This is a genomic window from Streptomyces sp. NPDC018964, from assembly GCF_044390325.1.
In the GTDB taxonomy this organism is placed as follows: domain Bacteria; phylum Actinomycetota; class Actinomycetes; order Streptomycetales; family Streptomycetaceae; genus Streptomyces.
This window is the reverse complement of record NZ_JBIRYZ010000036.1, coordinates 23,065-48,400: the sequence shown is the minus strand read 5'-3', so window position 1 is coordinate 48,400 and position 25,336 is coordinate 23,065. Positions and strand designations below refer to the sequence as shown.

Below are 25,336 nucleotides of genomic sequence, written 5' to 3'. Positions count from 1 at the left end.
GCCGTTCGCCCGACGCCCGGCCCGGTGGACCTCGTACGCCCCGGCCGGGGCGGACCTCCGTGTGCCCTGCGGCCGCCGGCGGACGGGCCACGCGGTGCCGGGCCGCGTGCGTCCGCGTCTGTGAGCGCGACGGCCGGGCATACGGGCTTCATCCCTATGAGAGGAGTTCGTTCATGCTCGGTATGGTCGCGGCGGTGCTCTTCTTCATCGCGTTCCTGATCAACGCGGCGGAGATCGGCACCAACGACGTGTTCTCTTCGGTGAACGTCATGCTGCTGGGGCTGACCGCCCTGGCCCTGCACGTGGCGGGAATCGGGACCGGCTGGTCCCGCCGGCGCTGACCCGGGTCGGCGCGGGTCCGGCACAGGTGCCGCCGGGCCCGCGCCGTTCTGTCCGCCGCAGCCCGGTCGTGGGCGGCGGCCGTCGCAGCCCCCGGCCGCGTCGGACGGCCCCTCGACGGCGTGAGCGGGCCCACCGGGAGATCCCGCCCGAACGGGCCCGACCTCGCCCGGACCGCCGGGGCGACGACGTCCCGGAGCCCGGGACACGGAAGCACACCGTCGAGGTCCCGGCCACGGGCGGGCCTGAGCGGTCGCCCGGCCGGGGGCGCGCCACGCCGGCCCTGCGCGCCACACTGGCCCCACCTCCGACATCACGGCCTATGGCGGCGAGGACCGGCGGCAGCGGCTTTTACGACCCGCGGGTCGTCGGCGGGGAGCAGTCCGGCCACGACCGGCGGCCACGGGCCGTTCCTGCGCTACCCGCCCGTGCGCCGAGTGGACCGAGGCGCGCGGGTCGAGACGGTGCCGCGCGAGCGGCCGGCCGAAGCACCCTCGTTCGTCGCCCTCGCCGACGTACCGCGTTCCCACGGTGGGGGAGGGACGCGCACGGCCGAACCCTGCCCATGCGTCGCGGTCGAAGGCACCCGCGGGCGGATCCGGCTCTTCCGCCCGCCGGCATCGGCGTCCGGCAGTGGCCCCGGCCGCCGGTCCAGGCCGTCGACCGGGACCCGGCGAACCCCGACCGCTTTCGGGCCCTCCGCACCGGCTGAGGATCCAGAAGGCCCAGCGGGGGAGGTGAACCTCCGTCACGACCGCCGTGCCGGCCACCGTCCGGCCCTCGCGCATGCTGATCCGCCGGCCGGGTCCGACGTGCCTCCAGTGCGAGGGGGTGAGGGGAACGAGACGAACAGCGGCCCGGCCGCCGGGTTCCAGGAAAGGCATGTCCTCGACCCGGAGCCGGGCGATACTCACCGTGACACCACCGGTGGGTGAGAGGTTCCCGATGTCCCACATGGTCCGCAGCTCACCATGACCGGAGATCGGTGTCCTGCGCCGTGACTCAGCGACCGGACGAAGCATCAGATCGGCCCGGATCACCCCATTCCGGATCTCGGAGCACCGCCAGTGGCACCAGGCCGCGCTCCGCTCGAGGTGAAGCTCCTCGGCCGCCCCGGCAAGCCGCTCCCAGAACGTCAGCGGACGGTCCCGCCGCCCGGACACTCACGCGTTGCCGACAGCACTGTCCCATAAGCTCGTGCGGGGAAGCACCGGACGGCGGGTGTCCGCGCAGGGAGGAGGCGACAGTGCTCGGAAGGGGCGCGTGGTTGCTCACGGGTGCCGTGATCATCGCCTGCATGGTGCTCCTCGGTCCCAGCGCACCGAGCGGAACCCCCTCCGCCAGGCCACTGCCCGTCGGCGCCGCCGAGGACGTCGTACCGAACCGGGTCATGACGTGGAACCTCTGCAACCCCTGCGAGACGAGCAACGTCGACCGGGCGGCGGAGATCGCCACGTACGCGCCCCAGGTCATCGGCCTGCAAGAGGCCTGCGCACGGGACGTCGAGAGGATCCGGGACTATCTGCGGCGCCTCTACGGACTGGTCTACCACGTCGAGTACGGGACGGTCCTGCGGAACTGGAGCCGTTGCGGGGGAGCGCCGTGGAGCCCGGGAGCCTACGGCCAGGCGATCCTCTCGGCGGCACCGATGACGGACCGGGTCAACGTGGAATACCCCGACGGAGGATCCGAGGACCGTGGGTACATGGCGGTCACCACCGTGGTGGGCGGCCGGTCCGTACGGGTCTTCAACACGCACCTCGCCGAACGGCGTCAGGAAGCGGTGAGGGCGGAGCAGGCCGGCGTACTCGCCCCGGTGGTCGCCCGGTACGACCGCGCGATCGTTCTCGGAGACTTCAACGCCGTGCCGGACGCCCCCGAACTGACCCCCATCTGGGCACTGGCCGAGGACACGGACCCCCGGTGCCGCCCCTCGTCCGCCGGAGCCTGCGAACCGACCACCGACTGGCACAGCAAGTTCGACTACGTCTTCCTGCGGGGCATCACCCCGCTCGAGCACCGCGTGGAACCCACCCCGTACTCGGACCACGACATGCTGCACACCGACCTGGCCCCCGCCCCGTAGGTCTCCGCGGGCCTGTCCGGTGCCACCGGCCCGAAGGAGACGGTCCGGCCGCGCACGGTGCTCCCGGCCGCGCCGTTCCGCCGCTCCCCGCAGCCGGTCCGGTCGGACACCCCGGCCGTCACCGGACCGCCGGTGCCGGGCTGCGGGACGCGTGCTCGCTCCTCGACGCCGGTGAACGGGCGAGGTGTGACGTACATGTCATGGAGGTGCCGCATCCCGCACCGCGGTCCTGGGCAGACAACGGCCACCCCGACGGACCCACACGAGGAGCACCACGACCGTGACCGCCCCACCCGTCATACCCGTCCCCACCCGGACCGCACCCGGAGCCCTGCCCCTGCTGGGCCATGCCCACCGCCTCGCACGCGACCCCCTGCCCTTCATCACGTCGCTTCGCCGGCACGGCAGTGTCGTACGCATACGCATCGGACCGACCGCCGCCTACGTCGTCACCGATCCCGACCTGACCCGCAGGGTCCTGGTCACCGAGGCCGCCCACTACGTCAAGGGCGGAAGGATCATCGACGCGTTACGCGTCTTCTTCGGCGACGGCCTGGCCACCGTCGCCGACGGCGACACGCACCTGCGCAACCGGCGCCTCATGCAGCCCATGTTCAACAAGGCGCACATCGCCACGCGCGGCAGCGCCATGATCGACCAGGTCCGGTCGATGGTCGGGGCATGGCGGGAGAACGAGGAGCGCGACGTCTTCGCCGACATGAACGACCTCACCCTGGCCGCGTTCCTCGTCGCCCTCTTCGGCACCGACCTGCCCAGGCACCTGCGGACCGAGTTCACCGCCCTGATGCCGGCCATCATGAGGGGCACCATCCGGCAGACCGTCCTGCCCCCCTGGGTCACCCGTCTGCCGCTGCCCGCCAACCGCGCGCACGCCGCACGCGTCGCGCGACTGCGCGACCTCGTCGACCAGGCCGTCGACCACCACCGCACGTCCCTGCCGGACACGCCGCCCCACGACGCGGACACCGGTCCGGCGTGCCCGCACGCACCATCGGACCGGGGCGGTCTGTTCACCGCGCTCCTCACCGCCGACCGGCCCTTGACGCGCCGACACCTGCAGGACGAGGCCATCACCCTGCTGACCGGCGCCATCGAGACCACCGGCACGACCCTGGCATGGACCCTCTACGAGGTCAGCCGGCACCCTGACGTCGAGCAGCGCCTGCGCACCGAACTGGCGGACGCCTGCGGGGACCGCCCACTGCGCTACGCGGACCTCGAGAACCTTCCGTACGCCCGTCAGGTGCTGCGGGAAGCCATCCGCAAGTACGGGCCGGCCTGGATGGTCACCCGCACCGCCACCCGCGACGTGGAGCTCGGCGGCCACCGCATCCCCGAAGGCGCCGACGTGGTCTGGAGCCCGTATCTCCACCAGCACGATCCGTCCCGCTTTCCCGCCCCGGACGTCTTCGACCCCGACCGCTGGGCCCCACATCGTTCTCCGGCCGCCCGCGGCTCCTTCCTCGCCTTCGGCGACGGCCGCCGCAAATGCATCGGCGAGAACTTCGCATGGGCCGAGCTGCAGATCATCCTGGCGGCGATCCTCCAGCGCTGGCCGCGCATCGAGCTCGTGTCCCGCGACCCGCGGCCTCAAGCGGTGGTGACGGTCAGACCCGACACGATTTCCATGCGGTACGGCCACCGTGACGCCGCCACCGCGGCCGCGGACGGTCGTCCGTTCTCCCCCGGGGAGTCTCCCGGCCTGGCGGGGGACCGATCCGCGGGGGACAGCGGATGAGCACGTCCTCGCCGGCCTCGCGTCCCGGCGATCGCGACGTCGTCCCCGTCCACCACGCCGACCGGGCCGACTTCACCGAGGGCCGCGAGGAGCCGGAGGCCGCCTTCACCGCTGCCGGCCTGGCCGGCCGCCCGGACCCGAGCCGGGTCCGGCGCGCCTGAACCCACCGGACCGCTCGACGGGGCGGCGCCGGTGGCGAGGGCGCTCGCCGGACCGTGGCGGGGGGGGGGGGGGGGGGGGGGGGGGGGGGGGGGGGGGGGGGGGGGCGGGCGGCCCCCCCCCCCCCCCCCCCCCCCCCCCCCCCCCCCCCCCCACGGCAACCTGTCCTGCGTCAGGTCATGCCGACCGTCGGGCCGTCATGCGTGGGCGTGCCCACGGCGATGGCCACGGCCGGTGAACAGCCGGTACAGCGCCAGCAGGATGACGGACCCGACGATGGCCGCGATCCAGGTGGACAGGTCGAAGAAGCCGTCGATCGAGTCGACCCCGAAGATCACCTTGCCGAGGAACCCCCCGAGGAGCCCTCCGGCGATACCGATGAGCATGGTGATGATGATCCCGCCCGGGTCCTTGCCCGGCATGAGCGCCTTGGCAATGGCTCCGGCGAGCAGGCCGATGAATATCCACGCGATGATGCCCATCACAGATTCTCCTTGCTGTCGGTTCGCCGTACGTATGTCCCCGGATCGCGTCTCCTAACTGACTCGTGTGCGGTCGGCTCCGGATGTCCCCCCGCCGATCCTCCATGGGGACGTCCTCCCGTCGATCCTCCATCGGAGGGACGGCGCCGCCTCCTGCCGTCGGCGCGGACCGCCCGCATCCCCGAAGGAGGAACAGCAGGCTCCGAGGGTTTCCTTCGACACGCCGACACGCTTCACCGGTGAACGCGGACTTCCCTTCTCGTTGACCCGTTCAGGGGAACAACGAGGCCTGCGCGCGTGAGCGGTGGCTCAAAGCATCTGTGATGAACAGACTGGTGGACGGATCCGTGCGCGTCACCCGCATCGGGGTACCCCGGCGACGCGGCACGCCCCACACCCCCGCCCGCAGGAGGCCCTCCCCATGACATTCAACCCACTGGAGCAGCGGGGCATCCCGCTGGACCGGCAGCTGCGCAACTGGCGTGAGCTGAACGTGGAGCCGATCGACCCGGACCGGTGCGATCCGTACACCCGGTGCCGGATCATCACGATGAACGGGATCGAGGTGGAGGCCATCCTCTTCAGCCACCAGCTCGCCCGGCACACGGTGGACCCGGAGATCAAGCGGCAGCTGGCGCGGGTCCGGTACATCGAGGCGCAGCAGCAGAAGGTCGTGAACTGGCTGCTCCCGGGGGTCTCCTCGGTGCTGGAGACGACGATCGCCTACGAGCAGGTCGCGGTCGACCTGACGGCGTGGGTGGCGCGCATGGAGCCGGACCCGTACCTGAAGCAGGCGTACCAGTTCGGGGTACTGGAGGACTTCGACCACCTGTACCGGTACGCGAACCTGTACGAGATGATCGAGCACCGCAAGGCCGAGTCGATCGTCGACAACCTGACCGAGGTCATGCCCGGCCGGCCGACGAGGTTCCACCACCGCGATCCGGTCGACAACGTCCGTGACCCGTACGCCAAGGACGGGACGAACCCGCTGTCGAAGCTGCACGCGCTGACGATCATGTCGACGGAGCAGCAGACGATGAACTTCTACATGAACACCGGCCCCACCTACATGGAGCCGATCGCCCGTCAGCTCTACCAGGAGATCGGGCTGATCGAGGAGGAGCACGTCACCCACTACGAGTCCCTCGTCGACCCCGGCGAGACGTGGTGGGAGCAGCTCGTCAACCACGAGTACAACGAGTGCTACCTGTACCACTCCTTCATGGAGCAGGAGAGCGACCCCAAGGTGAAGGCGATCTGGGAGCTGCACCTGAACATGGAGCTGGAGCACCTGCACGCCGCCTGCGACCTGATGCGCCGGCACGACGGCCGTGATCCCGCCTCGGTGCTGGCGCCGGAGCTGCCGAACGTGCTGACCTTCGAACCGAACAAGGACTACGTGCGGGAGCTGCTGGACACCCAGATGGACCTGACCACGCTGGGCGCCGGCTACGTGCGTGAGGCGCACGAGCGGTTCGAACGGATGCAGGAGGCCCTCCACGGCGGGGAGGCACCGCCGAGCGACCGGGTCATGACCGAGCACGACGAGATGTTCGGCCGCGAGTACCGCGTCCAGACCGAGGGCGAGCACCCCGACCCCGCGCAGCGCGAGAAGTAGGGGAGACCCGAATGTCCGACCTGCACACCCCGCACGCCGGCGACGACCGTGCCCGGGACGATGACGTGGTCGCCCTGCTGATGCGTCAGCACGGCGACATCCGCAATCTCTTCGACGAGGTCGAGGCCACCACCGGCGATGAGCGGCGCGACGCCTTCCGGCGCCTGGTCCGCCTGCTCGCCGTCCACGAGACCGCCGAGGAGGAGGTCGTCCACCCCTTCGTACGGCGGACGGTGCCGGGCGGTGAGCAGGTCGTCGAGGACCGGCTCGCCGAGGAACGCGAGGCCAAGGAGACCCTCGCCGTCCTCGACGAGATGGACACCGACGACCCGGAGTTCCTCCCGAGGCTGATGCGGCTGCGCACGGACGTGCAGACGCACGCCCGGGCGGAGGAGCGCTACGAGTTCACCCACATCCGCCGCAACGCCGGCGCGACCGGCCTGGCAACCATGGCCAAGGCCATCAAGGCCGCGGAGGCCATGGCGCCCACCCGTCCCCACCCGGGAGTCGAATCCGGCGCGGCCAACGTGGCCCTCGGACCGGTCGCCGCCCTGATGGACCGCACGAAGGACACCGTCCGCAAAGCCATGGGGAAAGACTGATTCCCCGGTGAGGCCGGGTCGGCCGAACGTCGTCCACGACACCGGCCGACCCGGGCCCACGCTCCGCGGGCGGACGGAGAACGGCGGACGATTCCCTTCGGAGAGACGGAGGCACACCGTGGAGCCCCGTGACCACCGGGCGGACGGAGGCGGCACGGGACGGCCCGATCCCCGGCGGTCGCTGCTGGTGTGCGCGGTGATCGGCGCGGCCGTCATGGCGGCCGCGGACGAGATCGTCTTCCACCAGATCCTGCACTGGCATCACTTCTACGACCGCTCCACCTCCGGTGCGGCCCTGGTGTCCGACGGTCTGCTGCACACCGCGGAGCTGCTGGCGCTGGTCGCCGGGTTCTTCCTCTTCGCGGACCTGAGGCGCCGTCACGCACTGTCCCCCTCACACGCCCGGGGCGGGTTCTTCCTCGGCCTCGGCGCCTTCCAGGTCTTCGACGGCGTCGTCGACCACAAACTGCTGCGCCTGCACCGGATCCGCTACGGCGTGGACGTCACCCCGTACGACTGGGCGTGGAACCTGACGGGTCTCGCCCTGCTCCTGGCCGGCCTGGGGATCGTCGCCCGGGCCGCGCGGCAGGGGCGACGGTCACCGTGACGGACCGTCCGCTTCCGGCCGTCGTTCCCCCGGCCGTCCTCGTGTGCGTCCTGACCTGTGCCGCGTACGCCGCGGCCGCCGCCGGGCTGAGACGCCGCGGCGACGCCTGGCCGTGGCGACGGGACTGCTCCTTCGTCGCCGGGGGCGCGGCCCTGATCTGGGGACTGTGCGGGTGGTTGCCGGGAGGGCCGTTCACCGCCCACTCGGCGCGGCACCTGCTCGTGGCCATGGCCGGCCCCGTCCTGCTCGTCGCCGCGCGCCCGCTCACCCTCGCCCTGCGCGTGCTGCCGCCGGGCACGCTCCGTCGCGGGCTGTTGCGCGTGGCGCACTCTCCCTTCGCCGCGTGGTCGCTGTTTCCTCCGGCGGCCGCGGCCGTCGACATGGGCGGGCTGTGGGTGCTGTACCGCACCGGACTGCTGTCCGCGGCACACCACCGCCCCGCCCTGAGCGCGGCCCTCGAACTGCACATGCTGCTCGCGGGCCTGTTCTTCTCCGCGGCCGTCTGCCAACTCGATCCCCTGCGCCGCCGGTGGAGCCTGCCGCTGCGGGCGGCGACACTGCTGGGGGCGGGGACGGCCCACGCCGTCCTCGCCAAGAGCCTCCATGCCACCGGACCGCCGGGCACCTCCTTCACGGCGCACGACCTGCGCCTCGGGGCCCAGGTCATGTACTACGGCGGCGACGCGGTCGAAGCCGTCCTGGCGCTGGTCCTCGCCGTCCAGTGGTACACGGCCACCGGCCGCCGCCGGGCGAGGAACGCGGACCGGGAGCGCCGGGCGGGCGGGCCTCGTCTCGCGGCCCGCTGACGTCCTCGTGCGGCGTTCACCGTCCCAGGGCCCGGCCGCGGGGCAAGGGCCCCACGTCCGCGTGGCGCCCTGGACGCCGTCAGCCGGGTGCGGTGGGCCGTGGGGTGGGGGCTGCGGGTCAGGTGAAGGCGGGGTTGCCGGTCACCGTGCGGGCGTGGGCCAGGAGCCGTGTCTCGATCTCGGCCGCTGTCGCGGTGCCGATCAGCAGGTCCATGGCGTAGCCGTCCTCCAGGGCGACGAAGGACCGGCCCAGCGTGCGGGGAGCCGCGGTGAGCGTGAAGTGTCCGTCGTCCTCACCGTGCGCGAGGACCTGGCGGTACAGGTCGGTCTGCTGGTCGACGAAGACCCGGTGCGCCCGGCCGACCGCCTCGTTGCGCAGGGCGACGGGGAAGAGTTCGAACAGCAGCCGGGTGCTCCGCTCGCCCGCTCCCGGCCACGGCACCCCGCTGCGGATGCACGCCCGCAGCTGTTCCACCGGCCCCTCGGCCGCCGTGATCGCCTCTTTGCGGGTGCCGAAGTAGGTCGCGGCGGCGTGCTCGAAGACCGCTGAGAAGAGTTCCTGCAGGTCGGAGTAGTAGTACAGCACGGAGGCCGGAGTGACTTGCGCCTCCGCGGCCACGTCCCGCAGCTTGAGGGCGGTCGCCCCCGTGCTGATGACGGCCCGTGCGGCCGCGTCGATCAGCTGGGCACGCCGTTCCGCCTGGTTCCTCGGTCGGGGCATGGCCCACATGCTCGCACACACGGTCTCTTTTCCCGGAGCGCACCCATTGACCCCCGGTGGATTCGTTAACTAAATTTCGTTTAATTAATCCGCTCACACACCTGGTGCTCCATGTCGCGTCCTCTTCCCCTTGTGATGGCCCAGGCCGCCCGGCGTCCCGCCGACGACCTGGACGGCTTCGCCGCCGATGTCGCCCGGCGCACGCGGGGCCTGCCCGCACAGCCGCTGGTCGTCTATCCCGAGCTGCACCTGTGCGGCGCCCCGAGCGGCTCCCCCCTGGATCCCGCGGACCTGCCGGAGGCCACCGCCGAACCGCTGGACGGCCCCCGCGACACCGCGCTCGCGCGGATCGCCGCCGACCTCGGGGTGTGGCTGGCCCCGGGCAGCGTCTACGAACGCGGCGACGACGGCCGTGTCCACAACACCGCCGTGGTGTACTCCCCGCGCGGCGAGCGCGTCGCCACCTACCGCAAGGTCTTTCCCTGGCGGCCCTACGAGACCACGGCCCCCGGCGACGGGTTCACCGTCTTCGACATGCCCGGCGTCGGCCGTATCGGCCTGTCGATCTGCTACGACGCGTGGTTCCCCGAGACGACCCGCCACCTCGCGTGGATGGGGGCGGAACTGGTGCTCAACTTCGTCGAGACCGGCACCAGCGACCGGGCCCAGGAGATCGTCCTCGCCCGCGCCAACTCCATCGTCAACCAGGTCTTCACCGCCAGCGTGAACTGCGCCGCCCCCGTGGGCACCGGGCGCAGCCTGCTGGTCGACCCCTCCGGCACCGTCCGCTCGCAGGCTCCGGGCGACGGCGACACGTCCCTCACCGATGTCGTCGACCTCGACGAGGTGAGTAACATCCGGCAGTTCGGCACCGCGGCCCTGAACCGCCCCTGGCAGCAGTTCCGGCCCGACGACAGCCCGCTCGCCCTGCCCCTCTACCAGGGCCGCATCGACCCCGCCACCTGGAGCGGCCGTACCCGCCCCGGCTCCGCCCCCGCAGAGAGCACACCATGACCGGTCAGCCCACCCGGATGAGAGGAGACCTCGGTCTCCTGTCCATCGTCCTGTTCGGCCTCGCCTACATGGCCCCGGCCGTCGTCACCTCCACCTTCGGCGTCATCGCCGCGACCAGCGACGGCGCCGCGCCCACCGCGTACCTCGTCGCGACCGGTGCGATGCTGCTGACCGGCCTCAGCTACGCCAGGATGGCCCGGATCATCCCGTCCTCGGGGTCCGTCTACACCTACGCGCGGCGCATGCTCGACTCGCGGTTCGGCTTCCTGGCCGGCTGGGCCATGCTCCTGGACTACCTGTTCCTGCCCATGGTGGCCTTCCTGGTGCAGTCGATCTACCTGCACGCGCAGTACCCGTCGGTACCGCAGTGGCTCTGGCTGGTGATCAACATCGCGGCGGCCACCGCCGTCAACGTCATAGGCCTCAAGGTCGCCGACAAGGTCAACAGGACACTGCTGATCGCCGTCACCGGCTGCCTGCTGGTCCTGGCCGTGCTCTGCGCCCGCCACGGCTTCGGCCACGGCGGGGCCGCGGCGGCCGGACACGCGCTCTGGAACGACGCCACCAGCATCTCGGCGATCACCGCGGCCGCGGCCGTCGCCGCCTACGCCTTCCTCGGCTTCGACGCCGTCAGCACCCTCAGCGAGGAAGCACGGGACCCCCGGCGGACCATCCCGCGCGGCATCGTCCTCACCGTACTGGCAGGAGGCGTGATCTTCGTGGCGCTCTCCTTCGTGATGCAGTGGGCCCACCCCGGCGGCACCTTCGCCGACGAGTCCTCGGCCGGCTACGCCGTCTCCACCCTCGTCGGCGGCCAGGGCTTCGCCGACGTGGCGAACACCGTCACCATGCTCGGCGGCTTCGCCTCCTGCGTGGCCATCCAGGCCAGCACCAGCCGCCTGATGTTCGTCATGGGCCGTGACAACGTCCTTCCCCGCCCCGTCTTCGGACGCCTCCACGCCAAGCTGCTCACCCCGGTGCCGAACGTCCTCATCGTGGCCGTGGTCGCGCTGCCGGCGATGAGCATGTCCCTGGCCGACGCCACCTCGTTCATCAACTTCGGCGCGTTCCTCGGCTTCACCCTGGTCAACATCTGTGTCATCGCCCACGCCGTACGGCAATGGCGGTCCGGAAGCCGTCCCGCGCTGCTCGGCTTCCTGATCCTCCCCCTGGCCGGCGCGGCCGTCGACGTCTACCTGATCACCCAGCTCGGCTCCACCGCGACCCGGCTGGGGCTCGCCTGGCTCGCCATCGGCGTCGTCTACCTCGCCGTCATCACCAAGGGCTTCCGCCGTCCCACCCCCGAACTGCGGCCCGGCCCCCAGGACCCGGCCACGGCCCCGCACTGAAAGACCGTTCCTCGCGCGGCACCCGTGGCCGCGCGAGGACGAGGACCTGCCGCCGCCGGTTCGCGGCAGGTGCCCGGCCCCCGTCCGGCCCTTCCGCCACCGGGCCACAGGATTCCCGCGACACCTCCGCGCACCCGTGTCCCGCACCGTGCGGCACGGCCGAAGGGCGCCGGACGACAATGACCGTCGTGACCTCTCTCCACACCAACCCGCTCTTCACCCGGCTCGCCGATTCCGAACGGATCCTCGTCGCGGGCGCGGGCGGCGGTTTCGACGTCTACTCCGGCCTGCCGCTGGCCCTCTCCCTCCTGCACCAGGGAAAAGAGGTGTACCTCGCGAACCTCTCCTTCAGCGCGCTCGCCGGTCTTCCCGCCGACCACTGGGCCGCCGACGACCTCGCCGCCGTCACTCCTGACTCCGCCCCGCACCAGGGCTACTTCCCGGAGCGGACCCTCGCCCAGTGGCTGCGCCTGCACGGCTACCCGTCCACCGTGTACGCCTTCCCGCAGACCGGCGTGCGCCCGCTGCGTGACGCCTACCGGGCACTGATCGAACTGCACGGCGTCGACGCCGTGGTCCTGGTCGACGGCGGCACCGACATCCTGCTGCGCGGTGACGAAGCCGGCCTCGGCACACCGGAGGAGGACCTGACCAGCGTGGCGGCGCTCGCCGCGCTGGACGGCATACCCGACCGGCTCGTGGTGTCGGTCGGTTTCGGCGTGGACGCCCACCACGGCGTGAACCACGTACAGGTCCTGGAGAACATCGCCGCACTGGAGCGCGACGGCGCCTACCTCGGCGCGTTCTCGATACCACGCGCCACCCGTGAAGGCGCCCTGTACCTGGACGCGGTGGCGCACGCCCAGCACCACACGCCCGAGCGGCCCAGCATCGTGAACGGCTCGATCGCGGCAGCCGTCCGCGGCTCGTTCGGCGACGTCCGGTTCACCGACCGCACTCGGGGCGGCGAGTTGTTCGTGAACCCGCTGATGTCCCTGTACTTCGCCTTCGACCTGCCGGGCCTGGCCGCCCGGTGCCTCTACCTGGACCGGATCGAGGACACCCGTCTGATGCGCCAGGTCCACTCCCGGATCGCCGAGTTCCGCGAATCCACGGTGACCCGCCCGCCCTGCACCTTCCCCCACTGAGAGCTCCTGACCGACCCGGGACGGGTGAACGCGCGTCGGCGGGACGGCGGTCAGGACCGCGGATCCGCGCGCCGCTCCGGGCGGAGGCCTTCGCGGCGTACCCGGCGGCCTCGGCCGGCTCCGGGCCGCACAACCCGGTCCGGCGCAAGCCGGTCACCCGCCCACCGGGACCGGTGCCGGTGGGCGGGTGACCGCCGAAGGCGACGGGCACGCCTGTGCTCCGTGCGCCGAGTACGCAGTACGAGTGAATGAACCGACGGTTCCGTTCGCAGCCGGCACCCAGGTCTTTACGGTGGCCGAAAGGAACCGGGGGGCCGTGGGGGAGGCCCCGCGGACGGGAGACCGGTGGAAAGGCGCGCCTGATGTCGGGGTTGGGGAAGGCACCGGGCGTGTCCGGGCCCCCGGCGGGCCGCCGCCGTCGGACGTGGGGCGCGGCCGGCGTGGCATGTCTCGTGGGGACCGCGCTGACGTTGGGGACCGTGCTGGCGTTCGGTGGGGCGTGGGCCGCCGGTGGCGCGGTGACGCGGACGGTGGCCTTCGGGCCTTCCGCCGGTTGCTGGGGGCTGGCGGCCTCCCTGATGCTCCGCGCGAGGGGGACGAGCGGGCGGGTACGGACGCGTCTGCTGCTGTTGGGAGGTTCCGCGGTGGCCGCAGGCGTGTACCGGGGAGTGGTCGTCGCGCTGTCCCGGCCTCCGTCTTCGGAAGGGCACGCACGGTCGTTGCCGGATTCCCTGGTGATCGCCGGAGTGATGCTGACGGTCGGTCTGGGGATGGCCGGTCTGGTGGTCGCGGCCGACGCCGGCGCAGGCCGGCACGTACTGCTGCGGCGCGTGCTCGACGGGGTCGTCGTCGCCGGGGCCGTGTTCATGACGGGATGGGTACTGCTGCGGGGCGCCGGTGACGGCTGGCGGCCGGGGACGGGAATGGTCGGTGTCCTGTGGGCCGCGGAAATCGTGTTCCTGGGTTTCCTGTTCGCCCTGCGCCGTCTCGTACGGAGCGACCAGAGAGCCACCCTGTGGGTCGGGATCGCCGGGTTGTCCCTCCTCCTGGCCGGCGACACCCTGCGCCTGTGGACGGTCGGCCCGCACGACCCCGGCCTGATGTCCTGCGAGCCGGCCGACGCCTGCGCCACCGCGGGACTGCTGGTGCTGGCCGCCGGCCCCTGGGTGCCCGGCGGGGCGAGTGCCCTGGGCATCGCTCAGCCCACGCTGCGGTGGGGGATGGAGGGCGCGGCGGCGTTCGTCCCCCTGACGGTCTGCACGGTCACGGCGCTGGGATACGTGCTGGCTCCGCTCGCCCAGGACCCGGTACCGCTGGTGGCCGGCGGAACGGCGCTGCTGAGCCTCTGGGCCCGCCAGAGGCTCCTGCCGAGCGGGAACACCGGAGACGACGACTGAGTCCTCGTGGAGGTGAGTACCGCCGGCACGGTGGACGTGCGCCGGACACACCCGCCGGAAGCGGTGCCACGGGGACGCCGTTCGAGGCCGGGTCGCCCGAAGCGCGATGAACCCTCCGGACAGGGGAGCGGCGAAGCCGGTCCGCTCCCGGTCCGGGTCTCGGTGGATGGGGCCGCGCCGGGTGCCGACGCGGGAGTGGCCCCGTGCCACCGCGCGGCGCGGGTCGTCCGAAGCGTCTCCTGGCGTCCGCGAGGTCCGGGGCGGGGCTGTTTCCGCGGGCGGAGGCGTTGTGGTCCGGGCGTGCCGGGACCATCCGCGCAGGCGGGGCCGGTCGCTGTTCCTCGGCCGAGCGGCGCGGCCGTGGGAGGCCCGCGGCGTGCTCCGTGCTAGCGTTGGCTGTTTGCGGTGTCGCCGTGTCGGTGTCCCGGCCGGTGACCGCGTCCCTGCCGGGCCTTCCTCGGTACGGTCCCTCGGAGGAAGGCTTTCCGTGAGCGAATCAGCACGTACCGGTGCCCGGCGGCAGGACCGTGTGCCCGAGGCGTCGGAGGCGGCTCCGGCGCTGCCCACCGCGGCGTCCTTCGCGCGGCTGGGGCTGCCGGCCGAGGTTCTGCGGGTGCTCGACGAGCACGGTGTGACCGTGCCCTTCCCCATCCAGGCCGCCGCGCTGCCGAACGCCCTCGCGGGACGGGACGTCCTGGGCCGGGGCCGTACGGGATCCGGCAAGACGCTCGCCTTCGGCCTGGGGATGCTCGCCCGGACGGCGGGGCGGCGCGCGCGGCCGAAGGAGCCGCTGGCGCTCGTCCTGGTGCCCACCAGGGAGCTCGCGCAGCAGGTCGGCGAGGTGCTCGCCCCGTACGCCGAGGCGCTGCGACTGCGGCTCGCGACCGTGGTGGGCGGAGTATCCGTCGGACGGCAGACCGCCGCGCTGCGGGACGGCGCCGAGATCGTCGTCGCCACACCCGGCCGGCTGCACGACCTCGTCGAACGCGGGGGCTGCCGGCTGGGGCGCGTGCGCATCGTGGTCCTGGACGAGGCCGACCAGATGTGTGACATGGGGTTCCTGCCGCAGGTCACCGAGGTCCTGGACCAGGTGCGCCCCGACGGGCAGCGGATGCTGTTCTCCGCCACCCTCGACCGTGACGTCGACCAGCTGGTGCGACGCTACCTGCGCGACCCCGCCGTCCACTCCGTGGACCCTTCGTCCGGCGCGCTCTCCGCGATCGAGCACCACGTCCTCGTCGTGCACGGCCCGGACCGGTACGCCGTGACCACGGAGATCGCCGCCCGGGACGGCCGCGTCCTGCTGTTCCTGGACACCAGGCACGGCGTCGACCAGCTCACGCGGCACCTGCGGGCCAGTGGCGTGTCCGCCGCCGCCCTGCACAGCGGAAAGTCCCAGCCGCAGCGCACCCGGACCCTCAGCCAGTTCAGGAACGGGCAGGTCACCGCGCTGGTGGCGACGAACGTCGCCGCACGGGGCCTGCACGTCGACGACCTCGACCTCGTGGTCAACGTCGACCCGGCCACCGACCCGAAGGACTATCTGCACCGCGCGGGCCGCACGGCGCGGGCCGGCCGCTCCGGCACCGTCGTGACGCTCGTCGTGCCGGGACAGCGCCGCGAGACCAGCCAGGTCATGGCGGACGCCGATGTCGCCCCCAAGGTCACCAAGGTGCGGTCCGGCGAGGCGGAGCTGAGCCGGATCACCGGCGCCAGGACCCCCTCCGGGGAGTCCCTCGACGGCGGGCCGGCCGTGGCGCGCCCCAAGAACCCCAACGTCCCGTTCCGCGGCCTGGGCAGCACCAAGGAGGCGAAGAGCGGCTCCGGCGGCAGGCCGTCCCGCAAGAGCAGCGAGGCCCGCAAGCTCGCGGAGGCCCGCAAGGCGGCCCGGGTACGGCGCGGCGGCTGACCCCGGCCGCCCGGACCGCCGGGCGGCGTCCTCGTCCACGAGCGACACCGCCGCGAAGTGACCCACCGGGTCCGGACACGTGAGCGCGTTGCCGGCCGGTGAGGCACCCGCGTGCCTCGTGGCCGTCGCCACCGCCACCGCGACGTCCGTCACGATCCGGCGCCGAACCCGAAGCCCTACGCGACCCAGCAGTAGACACCCTGGCCCTGGCGGCGGGCATCGCCGGCGAGAGCGGCCAGATCCCTCAGGATCACTTCGGCGATCTCCGTGCCGATCACCTCGCCGTCCTCCGCGCGCCACGCGGCCCACGCGACGGCGACATCCCGCAGCCGGGACCGCCCGGCGTCGGCGAGTGCGGCGGACAGCCGGGGCGAGACGGCGAAGACGACACACCCGGCATCGTCCCGGCCGGCGACGACGCACGGCTCGCCGGCTTCGACGAGTTCCTCGAAACCGCCACCCACGAGAAGGCATTCCCACTCGACCACGGCCTCTTCGGCATCGAAGTTGCCGAAGGAGAGCGACTCGGCGCGTCTCGGGCCGGTTCGCAGGGCCAGAGCGGCGGACGCGTCGTCCGGCGCCATGAAGAACTCGACGATGGTGCTCACCACGGCATCATGCCCGACCGCCGGTGCCGGCGTCCGACGCCGTCACGCGTGCGGTGTACGAGAGGCGCGGCGACCCCACGGCCGTGACCGGTCCGAAGCAGTCCACGGACCACGTTCACTCCCCGGCCGCCGCGCCGGCAACGGACGGGGACGCGCCGCCGACTACGTGCTCGACCGGCTGAACGGGGTCATTGGCGGCTGACCGTACGGGACACGCCCGCGACGATCGTCGTCGCCAGGATCCAGCCGGTGATGATCAGGGCGTACGACAGCCACTGGTGCCAGCCGTCAGGGGCGAACGCCGGTTCCTGGCCGAAGCTGATGACCGGCAGGAGCAGGTCGAGGGTGTAGAAGACGGGGTTGAAGTCAGGAGCCTCGTCCGCCTTGACGGGGCGTGGGTGGTCCAGGCCGTACGCGACCGATCCCATGGTCATGAGGGACAGCAGCCAGACGGCCGCGCGCGACGGACGGAAGCCGTAGCCGACGGTGACGTCCTGGACGTGCCCCCACAGCCGTCCGTACCAGGTGAGCGTGGTGCGTCGGCGGCGTTGCTTGGCGAGTTGGACGAGCCGGGCCGCGTCGTCGTCACCGACGTGGCGGTAGGCCGCCGTCAACTGCTCGTAACCGTACGGCTCGTACCGGTCGTCGTCCCGCTCCAGCATCGGAAGACGGCGCTCGGCGGGCTCGTGCGGAGCGAGCACGGTGTACGTGAGGTTGCTGAGGTGCACCTGGTCCGGCAGCATCTCCGGCTCGAGGGTCAGGATCTCTATCTGGGAGCGCCGCAGATTCAGGGCCCCCTCGATGCGATCGCCCCCGCGCAGCCAGAGCTCACCGATGACACAACTGCTCGCCCGCAGGGCGGTGTCCCCCGGGTGCGACAGGCGGGCGTGGAGCAGGTCGAGACGGCCCGGTATGCGCGAACCCCGGAGCTCGACCCGGCCCCGCACGCGTACGCACCGCGCCCGTACATGGCCTCCCACCTCGAGGTTCTGCGCGTCCAGCGCGGTGCCGTCGGGCTTGTCGAACTCGGCGTCCTGAACGTTGATCCGTCCGGCGACGGAGGCGCCCGTGAGCCGTACCTGTCCGTGCGCGCGCATCTCCGGCGCCCACAAGTCACCTCCGATCACCGCCTGGTTGAGCTGCAGCGCCGGTTCGGAGTCGTCCGGTGCCGTGAACCGCGCCCGCTCCATGAACAGCGGCCCGGAGATCTGCGCCCCGCCGAGCCGCGCCGGCCCCAGCATCCGGCAGTCCGTCAGGTGCAGCACCCCCTCGACCCGCAGAGCCGCCGAGGTCAGGCCCGGCAGAACGGACTTGCTCAGATTGAGCTGGCGCAGCTGGGCACCGTACAGCTCGGGAGCGCCGTCGAAGTGGCAGTGGCTCAACCGGACGGCGGCGGCGACGGTGGCGTACTTCAGGTCCAGGACGCCGGTGATCCGCGCCCCCGTGATCCTGAGCGCGGCGATCTCCCCTTCCTCCTGCGGAACCCTGAGCAGCAGCGTCCGGAGCACGCTCGCCCGTACGGTCCGCTCGGTGCCCCAGGCGCCGCCGAGTGCCGGATCCTCGTTCTCGGCGGCGCGGAAGTCCACGGACTCGCCTCGCGGAAAGGCGCGCCACACCCGCGTCTCGGCCGGCGTCAGATCGTTGATCTCGCTCACGCCGGGACTTTGATGTGCTGCGTTCGAGTTGTCAACTGCCGTACCGGGCACGGTCTCCACTTCGGACCCGTGAAGCAGCGCGAGCACTCCGGACACTTTTCGTTCGGACATGACGGGCGCCTGGAGGGCGATTTCCGCTCCAGGCACCCGTCTCGGTGTTCCTGGAAGAACCCGAGCTTCTTCGACGAGTACGACACCAGCAGGTTCTTCGTCCGCTGGCAGTGGTCCAGCATCATCTTGTGCGTCTCCCGGCCGATCCCGGACTGCTTGTAGCCGCCGAACGCCGCGTGAGCCGGATTCCGCGGCCCTCTGTCGTCAGCACCGCCCGTCACGGCCCAGTGCCGCCAGTCCGGGCCCGACGGCAGTCCGGCCTCCGGGGGCGAGCAGCGCAGGCCGGGACTCCGCCGCGCGTGCCACGGCCTGTACGAACCCCAGGCTGTACGGATGCGCGAGACCGTCCCCGCCGGTGATGTCCACGGCACCGAGCAGCCGTCCGGTGCGGGGATCGTGGACCGGGGCCGCCGCGCACGTCCACGGCTGTACGCGCCGCACGAAGTGCTCGGCCGCGAACACCTGGACCGGACGGCCCACGGCGACCGCCGTGCCCGGCGCGCGCGGGGCGACAACCGCGTCGACGAGGGCGGTTCCTGCCGTCGCCGCCGGCCCGGCGGCCCCGGCTCCGGCGGCCTGGCCGGCCGGCGTACGAGTGGCGGGGCCCGGTGCCGCGAGGAACACTTGCCGGACGGGCCGTCGCCGTCCGCCGGTCCGGGAACCGCCGGGTGAGACGTGGTCTCACGGCTGTATGTCACCAGGGAGACGCGCATGTCCTCGAAGAGGCGCCGCAAGAAGAAGTCGCGCCGCAACCACGCGGCGAACCACGGGAAGCGACCGCAGTCCTGAACGGGAGTACCGCAGGCCGCCCGATGAGACCGCCACGGCGTCCGTCGAAGGACGTCGTGGCGTCATGCGGACCGCGGCCGGCGCGGAGGCCGCGCCTCCTGGTCCGACACGGCCGTCGAGACCCGCACGACCCTGGTGCCGATGCTCGCCGGAGGCCGTCCGGTGCGCCGGGATCCCCCGGACGGGGGCCGGGCAGGGCGACGGCGAGAGCGTCCGTCACTTGATCAGGGAGTTCGCCACGATGATCACCAGGCCGATCAGCATGTCGGCCTTCGAGAAGCCTGCCGTACGACGTGCCATGGACCACGTCACAGGTGTCGTCCCGACCGGGGCCGGGGTCAGGGCCGCCGCCTTCCGGCCCTGAGCGGAACGCCGCAACAGCCGATCGCCCCACAGACCGCGCCCGCGTTCAGCGCGGTGTCACCCAGCCCGGTGTCCAGGTCCCGGCGGCGTCGTGGCCCGCCGACACGGCGGCGAGATGGGCGCGGAGCACGGCCAGCGCCGGGTGCGGGTTGTCACGGTGCCACAGGAGCGAGTGCGGGTAGACGGGGGTCGGGTCGGTGACCGGGATGCGGCGCAGGTCGTGGCCGGCCGGCCAGACGAGACGGGTCCCCTCGCTCATGAAGGTGGCGAGAGCCGGGGTGTCGGCGACGGTGTCGAGGAGCGCGTCGGAGCCGAAATTGGGGCCGGTGGCCTCGATGGTGAGGCCGAACTCGGCGACGAGGTCGTCGTAGTAGGCGGCCCACTCGGTCCCGGGGACGATGCCGGGCATCCAGATCCGGTGCCCGGCGAGCTGCGCGACGGTCACCGACCGGGCGCCCGCCAGCGCGTGGGCAGGACCGGTGAGGAGCTGGAGCGGCTCGTCGAGCACCCGGACCGACTCGATGTCCTCGGGAAGAGGCCGGCCGGGCATGGCGACGGCACGGAAGGACGCGTCGATCGTTCCGGACCGGAGGGCGGCGACGGCCGTCTCGATGTCGAACAGCCACACCACGTCGAGGTCGATCTCGGGACGGGCCCGGTGGAAGGCGCGCATCAGACCCGACGGCGCGCTGCGCGAGGCGATCACGTCGACGCGCAGCGGACGGTGGCCGGGGCGCACGGACGCCCGCGCGCGCTCGGCGACGCGCAGCAGCTCGCGCGCGTGGGGCAGGAACGCCTGCCCGTCGATGCTGAGCCGGGCGCCGCGGGCGGTGCGGATGAACAGCCGCACGCCGAGGTCGCGTTCCAGCGTTGCGATGCGCTTGGACACGGCCTGCTGGGTGACCGCCAGCTCGGCGGCGGCCTCCTGGAACCGCCCCGCGTCCGCGGCGGTGACGAAGGTCCGTACGGCGTCGAGGTCCACGCCGACACCCTAATGTCACAACCAGTGGTTGTGACCCGCGATCCTCCGGTTGTTTGATCCCAGGCCACCGCCCTCGCTTGGATACTCCCGATCGCGGACCGGTTGTGCGGGTGAAGGACGAGGGGGACCGGGCATGAGGAGCGGACACCGGCTGGGCCGGCGGTTCGGATGGTTCTGGGCGGCGTACGGGACCAGCGCGCTCGGCACGTGGCTCGCCTTCGGCGCGTTCCCGCTGATCGCCGTCCAGGTGCTGCACGCCGGGCCGGCCGAGGTCGCCGCGCTGTCCTCCGTGGGGGCCGCGGCGGGCGCGGCCGTGGCCGTTCCGCTCGGCCCGTGGGTGGAGTTCCGCCGCAAACGGCAGGTGCTGATCGCGACGGACCTGACGCGGTGCGCGGCGCTGCTGACGGTCCCCGCCGCGTTCGTGCTCGGCGCGCTCACCTTCCCTCAGCTCCTGTTGGTCTCGGTCGTCGTCGCGGCGGCCGACATCACCTTCCGCGCCGCCTCGGGTGCCTACCTGAAGAACCTGCTGCCGGCCGAGGACCTGCTCGTCGCCCACTCCCGCCTGGAGTCCACGGCCTGGTCGGTCACGATCCTCGGACCGCCGCTGGGCGGCGTGGCGATCGGGCTGCTCGGTCCGGTGGTGACGGTGGTGGCCGACGCGGTCAGCCACCTGCTCTCGGCTCTGGGCATCCGGGCGGCGGGCGGACACGAGCCGCGGCCCGAGCGCCGGAAGGCCGCACGCGTGCGCGCCGGGGACCTGCTCGACGGCTGGCGGTACATCCTCTCCGACACGGCCCTGCGTCCCCTGTTCCTCAACACCGCCCTGTTCAACGGCCTGGTGATGGCCGTCCAGCCGCTGCTGGCCGTCCAGATGCTCGGACAGCTGGGGTTCGCACCGTGGCAGTACGGCCTCGCCTTCGCCGCACCCTCGATCGGCGGGCTGCTCGGATCGCGGCTGGCCCGGCCGCTCGTCACCCGCTTCGGGCAGCACCAGGTCCTGGTCGCGGCCGGGTCGCTGCGTGCCGTCTGGCCCATCGGCCTGGTCTTCCTGGGACCGGGCACCGGCGGACTGCTGCTGGTGATCGGCGTCGAGTTCGGGCTCATCCTCTGCTGCGGGGTCTTCAACCCCGTCCACGCCACCTACCGCCTCCAGCGCGTCGCGACCGGCCGGATCACCCGCACACTGACCGCCTGGACGGTGACGACCAGGGCCACGACCGCCCTCCTGACGGCCCTGTGGGGCGTACTGGGCAGCCTGCTCGGCCCGCGCACGGCCATCGGACTGGCCGGCGTGTTCCTGCTGGCGACCCCGCTGCTGCTGCTGCGCCGCCGCGGGGAAGCCCTTCCCGCCGGACCGGAACCGGCACGGAACTCATGACCCTTGCGCGATCGGGTCGCGTCGGCCGGCCGGGGCGTGGGCCGGGCGCGTCCGGGCCCACCTTCGCGGGAAGAGGCCGACGACCCCCGCGGGCGCACCCACGGAAACAGGCACGCCTGTGGACGACCTCCGGGGCGCCCCGTGCGTCGAACGCGCATGAAGTCCGAGCCCACGGTGCTCGGGGCGGTGCCGACTGCCGTGCACCCGACTGCGCTGGGCATCGGAGGGCGGGCCGGACGATCCCGAACCGGCCGCCCCGGCACGGTCTCCGGCTCCCCGCGCCGCCGTGGAGCACGCCGTCGGCCCGGCCATGGCGCGACGACGCGAGCCGGGTACACCGCCTGGGGAGGAGAGCGGGGCGGTGGTCGTCAGCGGTCGTGGAGGGCCCGGATCTCACCGGCGACCAGCATGGGATCCTCCTCGGCCATGAAGTGGCCGCAGGAGACCGTGCGGTGCCGCAGGTCCCCGGCCCAGGCGCTCCACAGCTTTTGGGCGTGGTAGCCGAGTGCCGCGCCCCAGTCCCGCTGGAGGACGGTGACCGGCATGGCCAGCCGGCCTGCCGCCTCCCGGTCGGCGGTGTCGTGGTCCACGTCCACGCCGGCCGAGGCGCGGTAGTCGGCGACGATGGAGGGCACGGCCGCCGCGGACGCCGCGAGGTAGTGGGCGCGGACATCGGCGGGGATCGCCTCCGGGGCCTCGGTCCAGGCGTCGAGGAAGTGGCCGAAGAAGGCGTCGGCGGACGCCTCGATCATCTGTTCCGGCAGGCCCGGGGCCTGGGCCATCAGATACAGGTGGAAGCCGACCGCGCCGGACACACCGTGCAGGGCGTGCCACATGTCGAGGGTCGGCAGGACGTCGAGGAAGAGCGCCCGGGACACGGTGCCCGGATGGTCCATCGCGGCGCGGAAGGCGACGAGGGCGCCGCGGTCGTGACCGGCCAGAACGAAGCGGTCGTGTCCCAGACGGGCGGCGAGACGGACCACGTCCCGGGCCATGGTGCGCTTGGAGTAGACGTCCGGGCCGCTCTCCGCGGGCTTGTCGCTGGCGCCGTAGCCGCGCAGGTCCGGGCAGACGACGGTGTGGTCGGCGGCGAGATCGGCGGCGACGTGCCGCCACATCAGGTGGGTCTGCGGAAAACCGTGCAGCAGCACGACCGGGGTACCGCTGCCGCCGACGGCGGCGTTCAGCGCGAGGCCGTCGCCGACCGGTACGCGGTGCTCGGTGAATCCGGGGATGCTCGGGTGGGTCACGGCGACTCCTGCGGCTCGTGGCAGAGTGGACGTTCCGGGCCCGGCGGCCCGGGGCGTCCGGGGACGTCACCCAGGCTGCGGGCCCCGGATCAGCGATCGATGAGTGGACACGCGGCACCCCCGGGGACGGCGCCGCGCTCGAAGGGACCGTGCCGTGGGTGTGGAGTTCGGACTGCTGGGGCCGGTCGCCGCCTGGGACCCCGACGGCGCGCCCCTGCCGCTCGGCGCGCCCCGTCACCGGGAGGTGCTCGGGCGGTTGCTGATCGCCCGCAACCGGGTGGTCCCGGTCGGCCGGCTCGTGGCCGACCTGTGGGAGGACGGGCCCCCGGCCGGCGCGGTCGGCGCACTCCGCACCTTCGTCGCGGCGCTGCGCCGCGCCCTGGAACCCGGGCGCCCTCCCCGGCATCCGTCACGGCTGCTGGTCACCGACGGCCCCGGATACGTGCTGCGCGCCGGACGCGAGGCGGTGGACGCCTGGAGGTTCGAGGACGCGGCCGCGCGGGCCGCCGAGGCGCCACCGCACGCGGCGGTCGCCCTGTGGGACCGGGCGCTCGCCCAGTGGCGCGGGCCGGTCCTGGCCGACTTCCCCGCCGCCGCGTGGGCCGCCGCCGAACAGGCCCGGCTGGAGGCGCTCCGCCTCGACGCGGTCGAGCGCCGCGCCGACGCCCTCCTGGCCACCGGCGCCGCCCGGAACGCCGTCGTCGATCTGCGCGCCCACGTCACCGCGCACCCGGCGCGGGAGGACGGGTGGGTGCTGCTGGCGACCGCCCTGGACCGGTCCGGCCGCCGCGGCGAGGCCCTGGAGACCCTGCTCCACGCCCGTCAGGCCCTCAGCAACGCGTACGGACCGGACACCGGAACCGCTCTGACGCGTGCCGAAGCCCGCATACTCAGCGGCACCACCGGCTCCGCGACCGAGCCGGCCGGGGCGGCGGACGGCGTCTGGGACCGCACGGCCGCCGCGTGGGACCGCTCGGTGCCCGCCCGGTCCAGGGCCCGGCTGCACGCCACCGCCGGCCTGCTGCGCGACCTCGCGGTGACCGGCGCCGACGGCCTGCGCGAGGCGCGCGAACACCGCCGCGAGCTGGTCGCCGCGGCCGAGACGACCGGGGACACGGAGCTGGCCGCGAGGATCATCGGTTCCTACGACGTCCCGGCGGTCTGGACCCGGGCCGACGACCCCGCCGACGCCGGCGGACACGTCCGGGCTGCCGCCCGCGCCGCCGCCCGGCTCGGCCCCGACGGCCCGCCCGCACTGCGGGCCCGGCTGCTGTCGGTCGTCGCCGTCGAGTCACGCGGCGACGCCGCCGCGGACGCGCCGCTTCCCCGGGCGGCCGCCGCGTCCGCCGCCGAACCGTGGCGGCTGCGCGCCGAACGCGCCGCCGAGGAGGCCGTCCGCCTCGCCCGCCGCCTCGGTGACCCCGCGGTGCTCGCGTTCGCCCTCAACGGCGCCTTCATGCAGTCCTTCACCACCTGCGGCTCGGCCGCCCGCCGGGACGCCCTCGGCGCCGAACTGACCCGGCTGGCCGTCGGCCACCACCTGCCCGGCCACGAGGTCCTGGGCCGCCTCGTCCGCGTCCAGGCCCTCGCCGGTCTCGGCGACCTCGCGGCGGCGGACGCGGAGGCCGAGGAGATCGACCGGCTGGCGCACCGCGACGAACGGCCCCTCGCCGCGGTCTTCACCTCCTGGTACCGGGCCCTGCGCACCTGCGAGACCGACGGATGGCCGGCGGCCCGCCCCCGGTACGCGAAGCTCCTCACGGAGACCGCGGGCCACGGCATGCCCGGACTCACCCGGGGAGCGGCCGCCCTCGTCGCGCTCGTCCCGTCGATGCGCGACGGCACCCTGCCCGACCCCGACGACTTCGCCGGCCTCGACGCCGGCCCCTACCGGCCGTGGCTCGTCCCCCTGCTGCTGGCCTCCTCCGGCGCCACCGAGCGGGCCCGGCAGGCGCTCGCGACGGTTCCCCGGCCACCCCACGACCACCTCCAGGAGGCGCTCTGGTGCGTACTGGCCCGTACCGCCGCGGCCGTGGGACACCAGGAGGCCCTGCGCCGCGCCCGTGACGAACTCGCCGCCGCCGACGGCGAGTCGGCCGGCGGCGGCAGCGGCCTGGTCTCCTTCGGCCCGGTCGCACGCCATCTGCGGGCCGCCGACGCGGCCCTCGGCGTGTGAGCCCCGTCCTTCTCTCCGAGTCGGA

General features: G+C 73.2%; 21 protein-coding genes and 1 pseudogene. 15 read left to right on the top strand and 7 right to left on the bottom strand.

The genetic code is table 11. From position 1 onward, the window contains the following. Positions 1–173 precede the first annotated feature (173 nt). The 4 genes from ACH5AO_RS35430 (at position 174) to ACH5AO_RS35415 (ending at position 4,345) form a co-directional block, all read left to right on the top strand. Positions 174–341, top strand: coding sequence for a hypothetical protein (locus ACH5AO_RS35430; protein ID WP_167353471.1), 168 nt, complete (start codon positions 174–176; stop codon positions 339–341). A 1,295-nt stretch (positions 342–1,636) separates the two neighbouring features. After that, positions 1,637–2,425 (top strand): endonuclease/exonuclease/phosphatase family protein, encoded by a 789-nt coding sequence (locus ACH5AO_RS35425; RefSeq protein WP_398932001.1) that lies wholly within the window; start codon positions 1,637–1,639, stop codon positions 2,423–2,425. Between the two features lie 280 nt (positions 2,426–2,705). Then, the gene (locus ACH5AO_RS35420) at positions 2,706–4,184 is read left to right on the top strand and encodes a cytochrome P450 (protein WP_398931999.1); all 1,479 of its coding nucleotides are present in this window, start codon (positions 2,706–2,708) and stop codon (positions 4,182–4,184) included. Further along, positions 4,181–4,345 carry a hypothetical protein gene (locus ACH5AO_RS35415; protein ID WP_398931997.1) on the top strand — a complete coding sequence of 55 codons (165 nt, stop codon included), beginning with the start codon at positions 4,181–4,183 and terminating at the stop codon, positions 4,343–4,345. The genes ACH5AO_RS35420 and ACH5AO_RS35415 overlap by 4 nt, the downstream gene beginning before the upstream one ends. 195 nt (positions 4,346–4,540) lie before the next feature. Here ACH5AO_RS35415 and ACH5AO_RS35410 read toward each other — a convergent pair whose 3' ends face one another. Continuing rightward, complete coding sequence (locus ACH5AO_RS35410) at positions 4,541–4,825, bottom strand: GlsB/YeaQ/YmgE family stress response membrane protein (RefSeq protein WP_398931996.1); 285 nt, start codon at positions 4,823–4,825, stop codon at positions 4,541–4,543. A gap of 421 nt (positions 4,826–5,246) precedes the next feature. Here ACH5AO_RS35410 and ACH5AO_RS35405 point away from each other — a divergent pair, with 421 nt between their 5' ends. From ACH5AO_RS35405 to ACH5AO_RS35390, 4 genes are all read left to right on the top strand, one after another. Next, positions 5,247–6,446, top strand: a complete 1,200-nt coding sequence (locus ACH5AO_RS35405) for a hypothetical protein (RefSeq protein WP_398931994.1) — start codon at positions 5,247–5,249, stop codon at positions 6,444–6,446. 11 nt (positions 6,447–6,457) lie between these two features. Further along, the gene (locus ACH5AO_RS35400; RefSeq protein ID WP_398931992.1) at positions 6,458–7,048 is read left to right on the top strand and encodes a hemerythrin domain-containing protein; all 591 of its coding nucleotides are present in this window, start codon (positions 6,458–6,460) and stop codon (positions 7,046–7,048) included. A gap of 214 nt (positions 7,049–7,262) precedes the next feature. After that, positions 7,263–7,655: a DUF2243 domain-containing protein gene (locus ACH5AO_RS35395; protein WP_398932020.1), complete on the top strand. Its 393-nt coding sequence runs from the start codon at positions 7,263–7,265 to the stop codon at positions 7,653–7,655. Beyond that, on the top strand, positions 7,652–8,461 hold the full coding sequence (locus ACH5AO_RS35390) for a cytochrome c oxidase assembly protein (RefSeq protein ID WP_398931990.1): 810 nt from the start codon (positions 7,652–7,654) through the stop codon (positions 8,459–8,461). The genes ACH5AO_RS35395 and ACH5AO_RS35390 overlap by 4 nt, the downstream gene beginning before the upstream one ends. A 118-nt stretch (positions 8,462–8,579) precedes the next feature. Here the strand turns inward: ACH5AO_RS35390 and ACH5AO_RS35385 are convergent, their stop codons facing one another. Then, positions 8,580–9,182, bottom strand: a complete 603-nt coding sequence (locus ACH5AO_RS35385) for a TetR/AcrR family transcriptional regulator (protein ID WP_398931988.1) — start codon at positions 9,180–9,182, stop codon at positions 8,580–8,582. A gap of 111 nt (positions 9,183–9,293) precedes the next feature. Between ACH5AO_RS35385 and ACH5AO_RS35380 the strand changes: the two genes are divergently transcribed. From ACH5AO_RS35380 to ACH5AO_RS35360, 5 genes are all read left to right on the top strand, one after another. Beyond that, the gene (locus tag ACH5AO_RS35380; RefSeq protein WP_398931986.1) at positions 9,294–10,196 is read left to right on the top strand and encodes a carbon-nitrogen hydrolase family protein; all 903 of its coding nucleotides are present in this window, start codon (positions 9,294–9,296) and stop codon (positions 10,194–10,196) included. After that, entirely contained in the window at positions 10,193–11,545 is a 1,353-nt protein-coding gene (locus tag ACH5AO_RS35375) for an APC family permease (protein WP_398931984.1), read from the top strand. The genes ACH5AO_RS35380 and ACH5AO_RS35375 overlap by 4 nt, the downstream gene beginning before the upstream one ends. 188 nt (positions 11,546–11,733) lie before the next feature. Further along, positions 11,734–12,693, top strand: coding sequence for a DUF1152 domain-containing protein (locus ACH5AO_RS35370; RefSeq protein ID WP_398931982.1), 960 nt, complete (start codon positions 11,734–11,736; stop codon positions 12,691–12,693). A gap of 719 nt (positions 12,694–13,412) precedes the next feature. Further along, a complete protein-coding gene (locus ACH5AO_RS35365) occupies positions 13,413–14,090 on the top strand; it encodes a hypothetical protein (RefSeq protein WP_398931980.1) in 678 nt (225 codons plus the stop codon). A 487-nt stretch (positions 14,091–14,577) separates the two neighbouring features. Continuing rightward, positions 14,578–15,999, top strand: a complete 1,422-nt coding sequence (locus ACH5AO_RS35360) for a DEAD/DEAH box helicase (RefSeq protein WP_398931978.1) — start codon at positions 14,578–14,580, stop codon at positions 15,997–15,999. 176 nt (positions 16,000–16,175) lie between these two features. Here the strand turns inward: ACH5AO_RS35360 and ACH5AO_RS35355 are convergent, their stop codons facing one another. The 4 genes and pseudogenes from ACH5AO_RS35355 to ACH5AO_RS35340 form a co-directional block, all read right to left on the bottom strand. After that, the gene (locus tag ACH5AO_RS35355; RefSeq protein ID WP_398931976.1) at positions 16,176–16,607 is read right to left on the bottom strand and encodes a hypothetical protein; all 432 of its coding nucleotides are present in this window, start codon (positions 16,605–16,607) and stop codon (positions 16,176–16,178) included. 188 nt (positions 16,608–16,795) lie between these two features. After that, positions 16,796–18,262 carry a membrane-associated oxidoreductase gene (locus ACH5AO_RS35350; protein WP_398931974.1) on the bottom strand — a complete coding sequence of 489 codons (1,467 nt, stop codon included), beginning with the start codon at positions 18,260–18,262 and terminating at the stop codon, positions 16,796–16,798. A 280-nt stretch (positions 18,263–18,542) separates the two neighbouring features. Next, positions 18,543–18,880 (bottom strand): annotated as a pseudogene (locus ACH5AO_RS35345) (GAF domain-containing protein); the annotation flags it as partial. 691 nt (positions 18,881–19,571) lie between these two features. Then, positions 19,572–20,507, bottom strand: coding sequence for a LysR family transcriptional regulator (locus ACH5AO_RS35340; RefSeq protein WP_398931972.1), 936 nt, complete (start codon positions 20,505–20,507; stop codon positions 19,572–19,574). 133 nt (positions 20,508–20,640) lie between these two features. Between ACH5AO_RS35340 and ACH5AO_RS35335 the strand changes: the two genes are divergently transcribed. Beyond that, the gene (locus ACH5AO_RS35335; RefSeq protein WP_398931970.1) at positions 20,641–21,885 is read left to right on the top strand and encodes an MFS transporter; all 1,245 of its coding nucleotides are present in this window, start codon (positions 20,641–20,643) and stop codon (positions 21,883–21,885) included. Between the two features lie 368 nt (positions 21,886–22,253). Here the strand turns inward: ACH5AO_RS35335 and ACH5AO_RS35330 are convergent, their stop codons facing one another. Continuing rightward, complete coding sequence (locus ACH5AO_RS35330; RefSeq protein ID WP_398931968.1) at positions 22,254–23,135, bottom strand: alpha/beta fold hydrolase; 882 nt, start codon at positions 23,133–23,135, stop codon at positions 22,254–22,256. A gap of 154 nt (positions 23,136–23,289) precedes the next feature. On the opposite strand from ACH5AO_RS35330, the gene ACH5AO_RS35325 reads away from it, so the two are divergent. Beyond that, positions 23,290–25,311, top strand: coding sequence for a BTAD domain-containing putative transcriptional regulator (locus ACH5AO_RS35325; RefSeq protein ID WP_398931966.1), 2,022 nt, complete (start codon positions 23,290–23,292; stop codon positions 25,309–25,311). Positions 25,312–25,336 lie beyond the last annotated feature (25 nt).

What these genes read in the sequence shown, in the direction of transcription:
- ACH5AO_RS35405 (WP_398931994.1), top strand. Translation starts at nt 5,247, where the DNA reads ATGACATTCAACCCACTGGAGCAGCGGGGCATCCCGCTGGACCGGCAG.
- ACH5AO_RS35395 (WP_398932020.1), top strand. Translation starts at nt 7,263, where the DNA reads ATGGCGGCCGCGGACGAGATCGTCTTCCACCAGATCCTGCACTGGCAT.
- ACH5AO_RS35415 (WP_398931997.1), top strand. Translation starts at nt 4,181, where the DNA reads ATGAGCACGTCCTCGCCGGCCTCGCGTCCCGGCGATCGCGACGTCGTC.
- ACH5AO_RS35385 (WP_398931988.1), bottom strand. Translation starts at nt 9,182, where the DNA reads ATGCCCCGACCGAGGAACCAGGCGGAACGGCGTGCCCAGCTGATCGAC.
- ACH5AO_RS35410 (WP_398931996.1), bottom strand. Translation starts at nt 4,825, where the DNA reads ATGGGCATCATCGCGTGGATATTCATCGGCCTGCTCGCCGGAGCCATT.
- ACH5AO_RS35430 (WP_167353471.1), top strand. Translation starts at nt 174, where the DNA reads ATGCTCGGTATGGTCGCGGCGGTGCTCTTCTTCATCGCGTTCCTGATC.
- ACH5AO_RS35380 (WP_398931986.1), top strand. Translation starts at nt 9,294, where the DNA reads ATGTCGCGTCCTCTTCCCCTTGTGATGGCCCAGGCCGCCCGGCGTCCC.
- ACH5AO_RS35425 (WP_398932001.1), top strand. Translation starts at nt 1,637, where the DNA reads ATGGTGCTCCTCGGTCCCAGCGCACCGAGCGGAACCCCCTCCGCCAGG.
- ACH5AO_RS35375 (WP_398931984.1), top strand. Translation starts at nt 10,193, where the DNA reads ATGACCGGTCAGCCCACCCGGATGAGAGGAGACCTCGGTCTCCTGTCC.
- ACH5AO_RS35335 (WP_398931970.1), top strand. Translation starts at nt 20,641, where the DNA reads ATGAGGAGCGGACACCGGCTGGGCCGGCGGTTCGGATGGTTCTGGGCG.
- ACH5AO_RS35400 (WP_398931992.1), top strand. Translation starts at nt 6,458, where the DNA reads ATGTCCGACCTGCACACCCCGCACGCCGGCGACGACCGTGCCCGGGAC.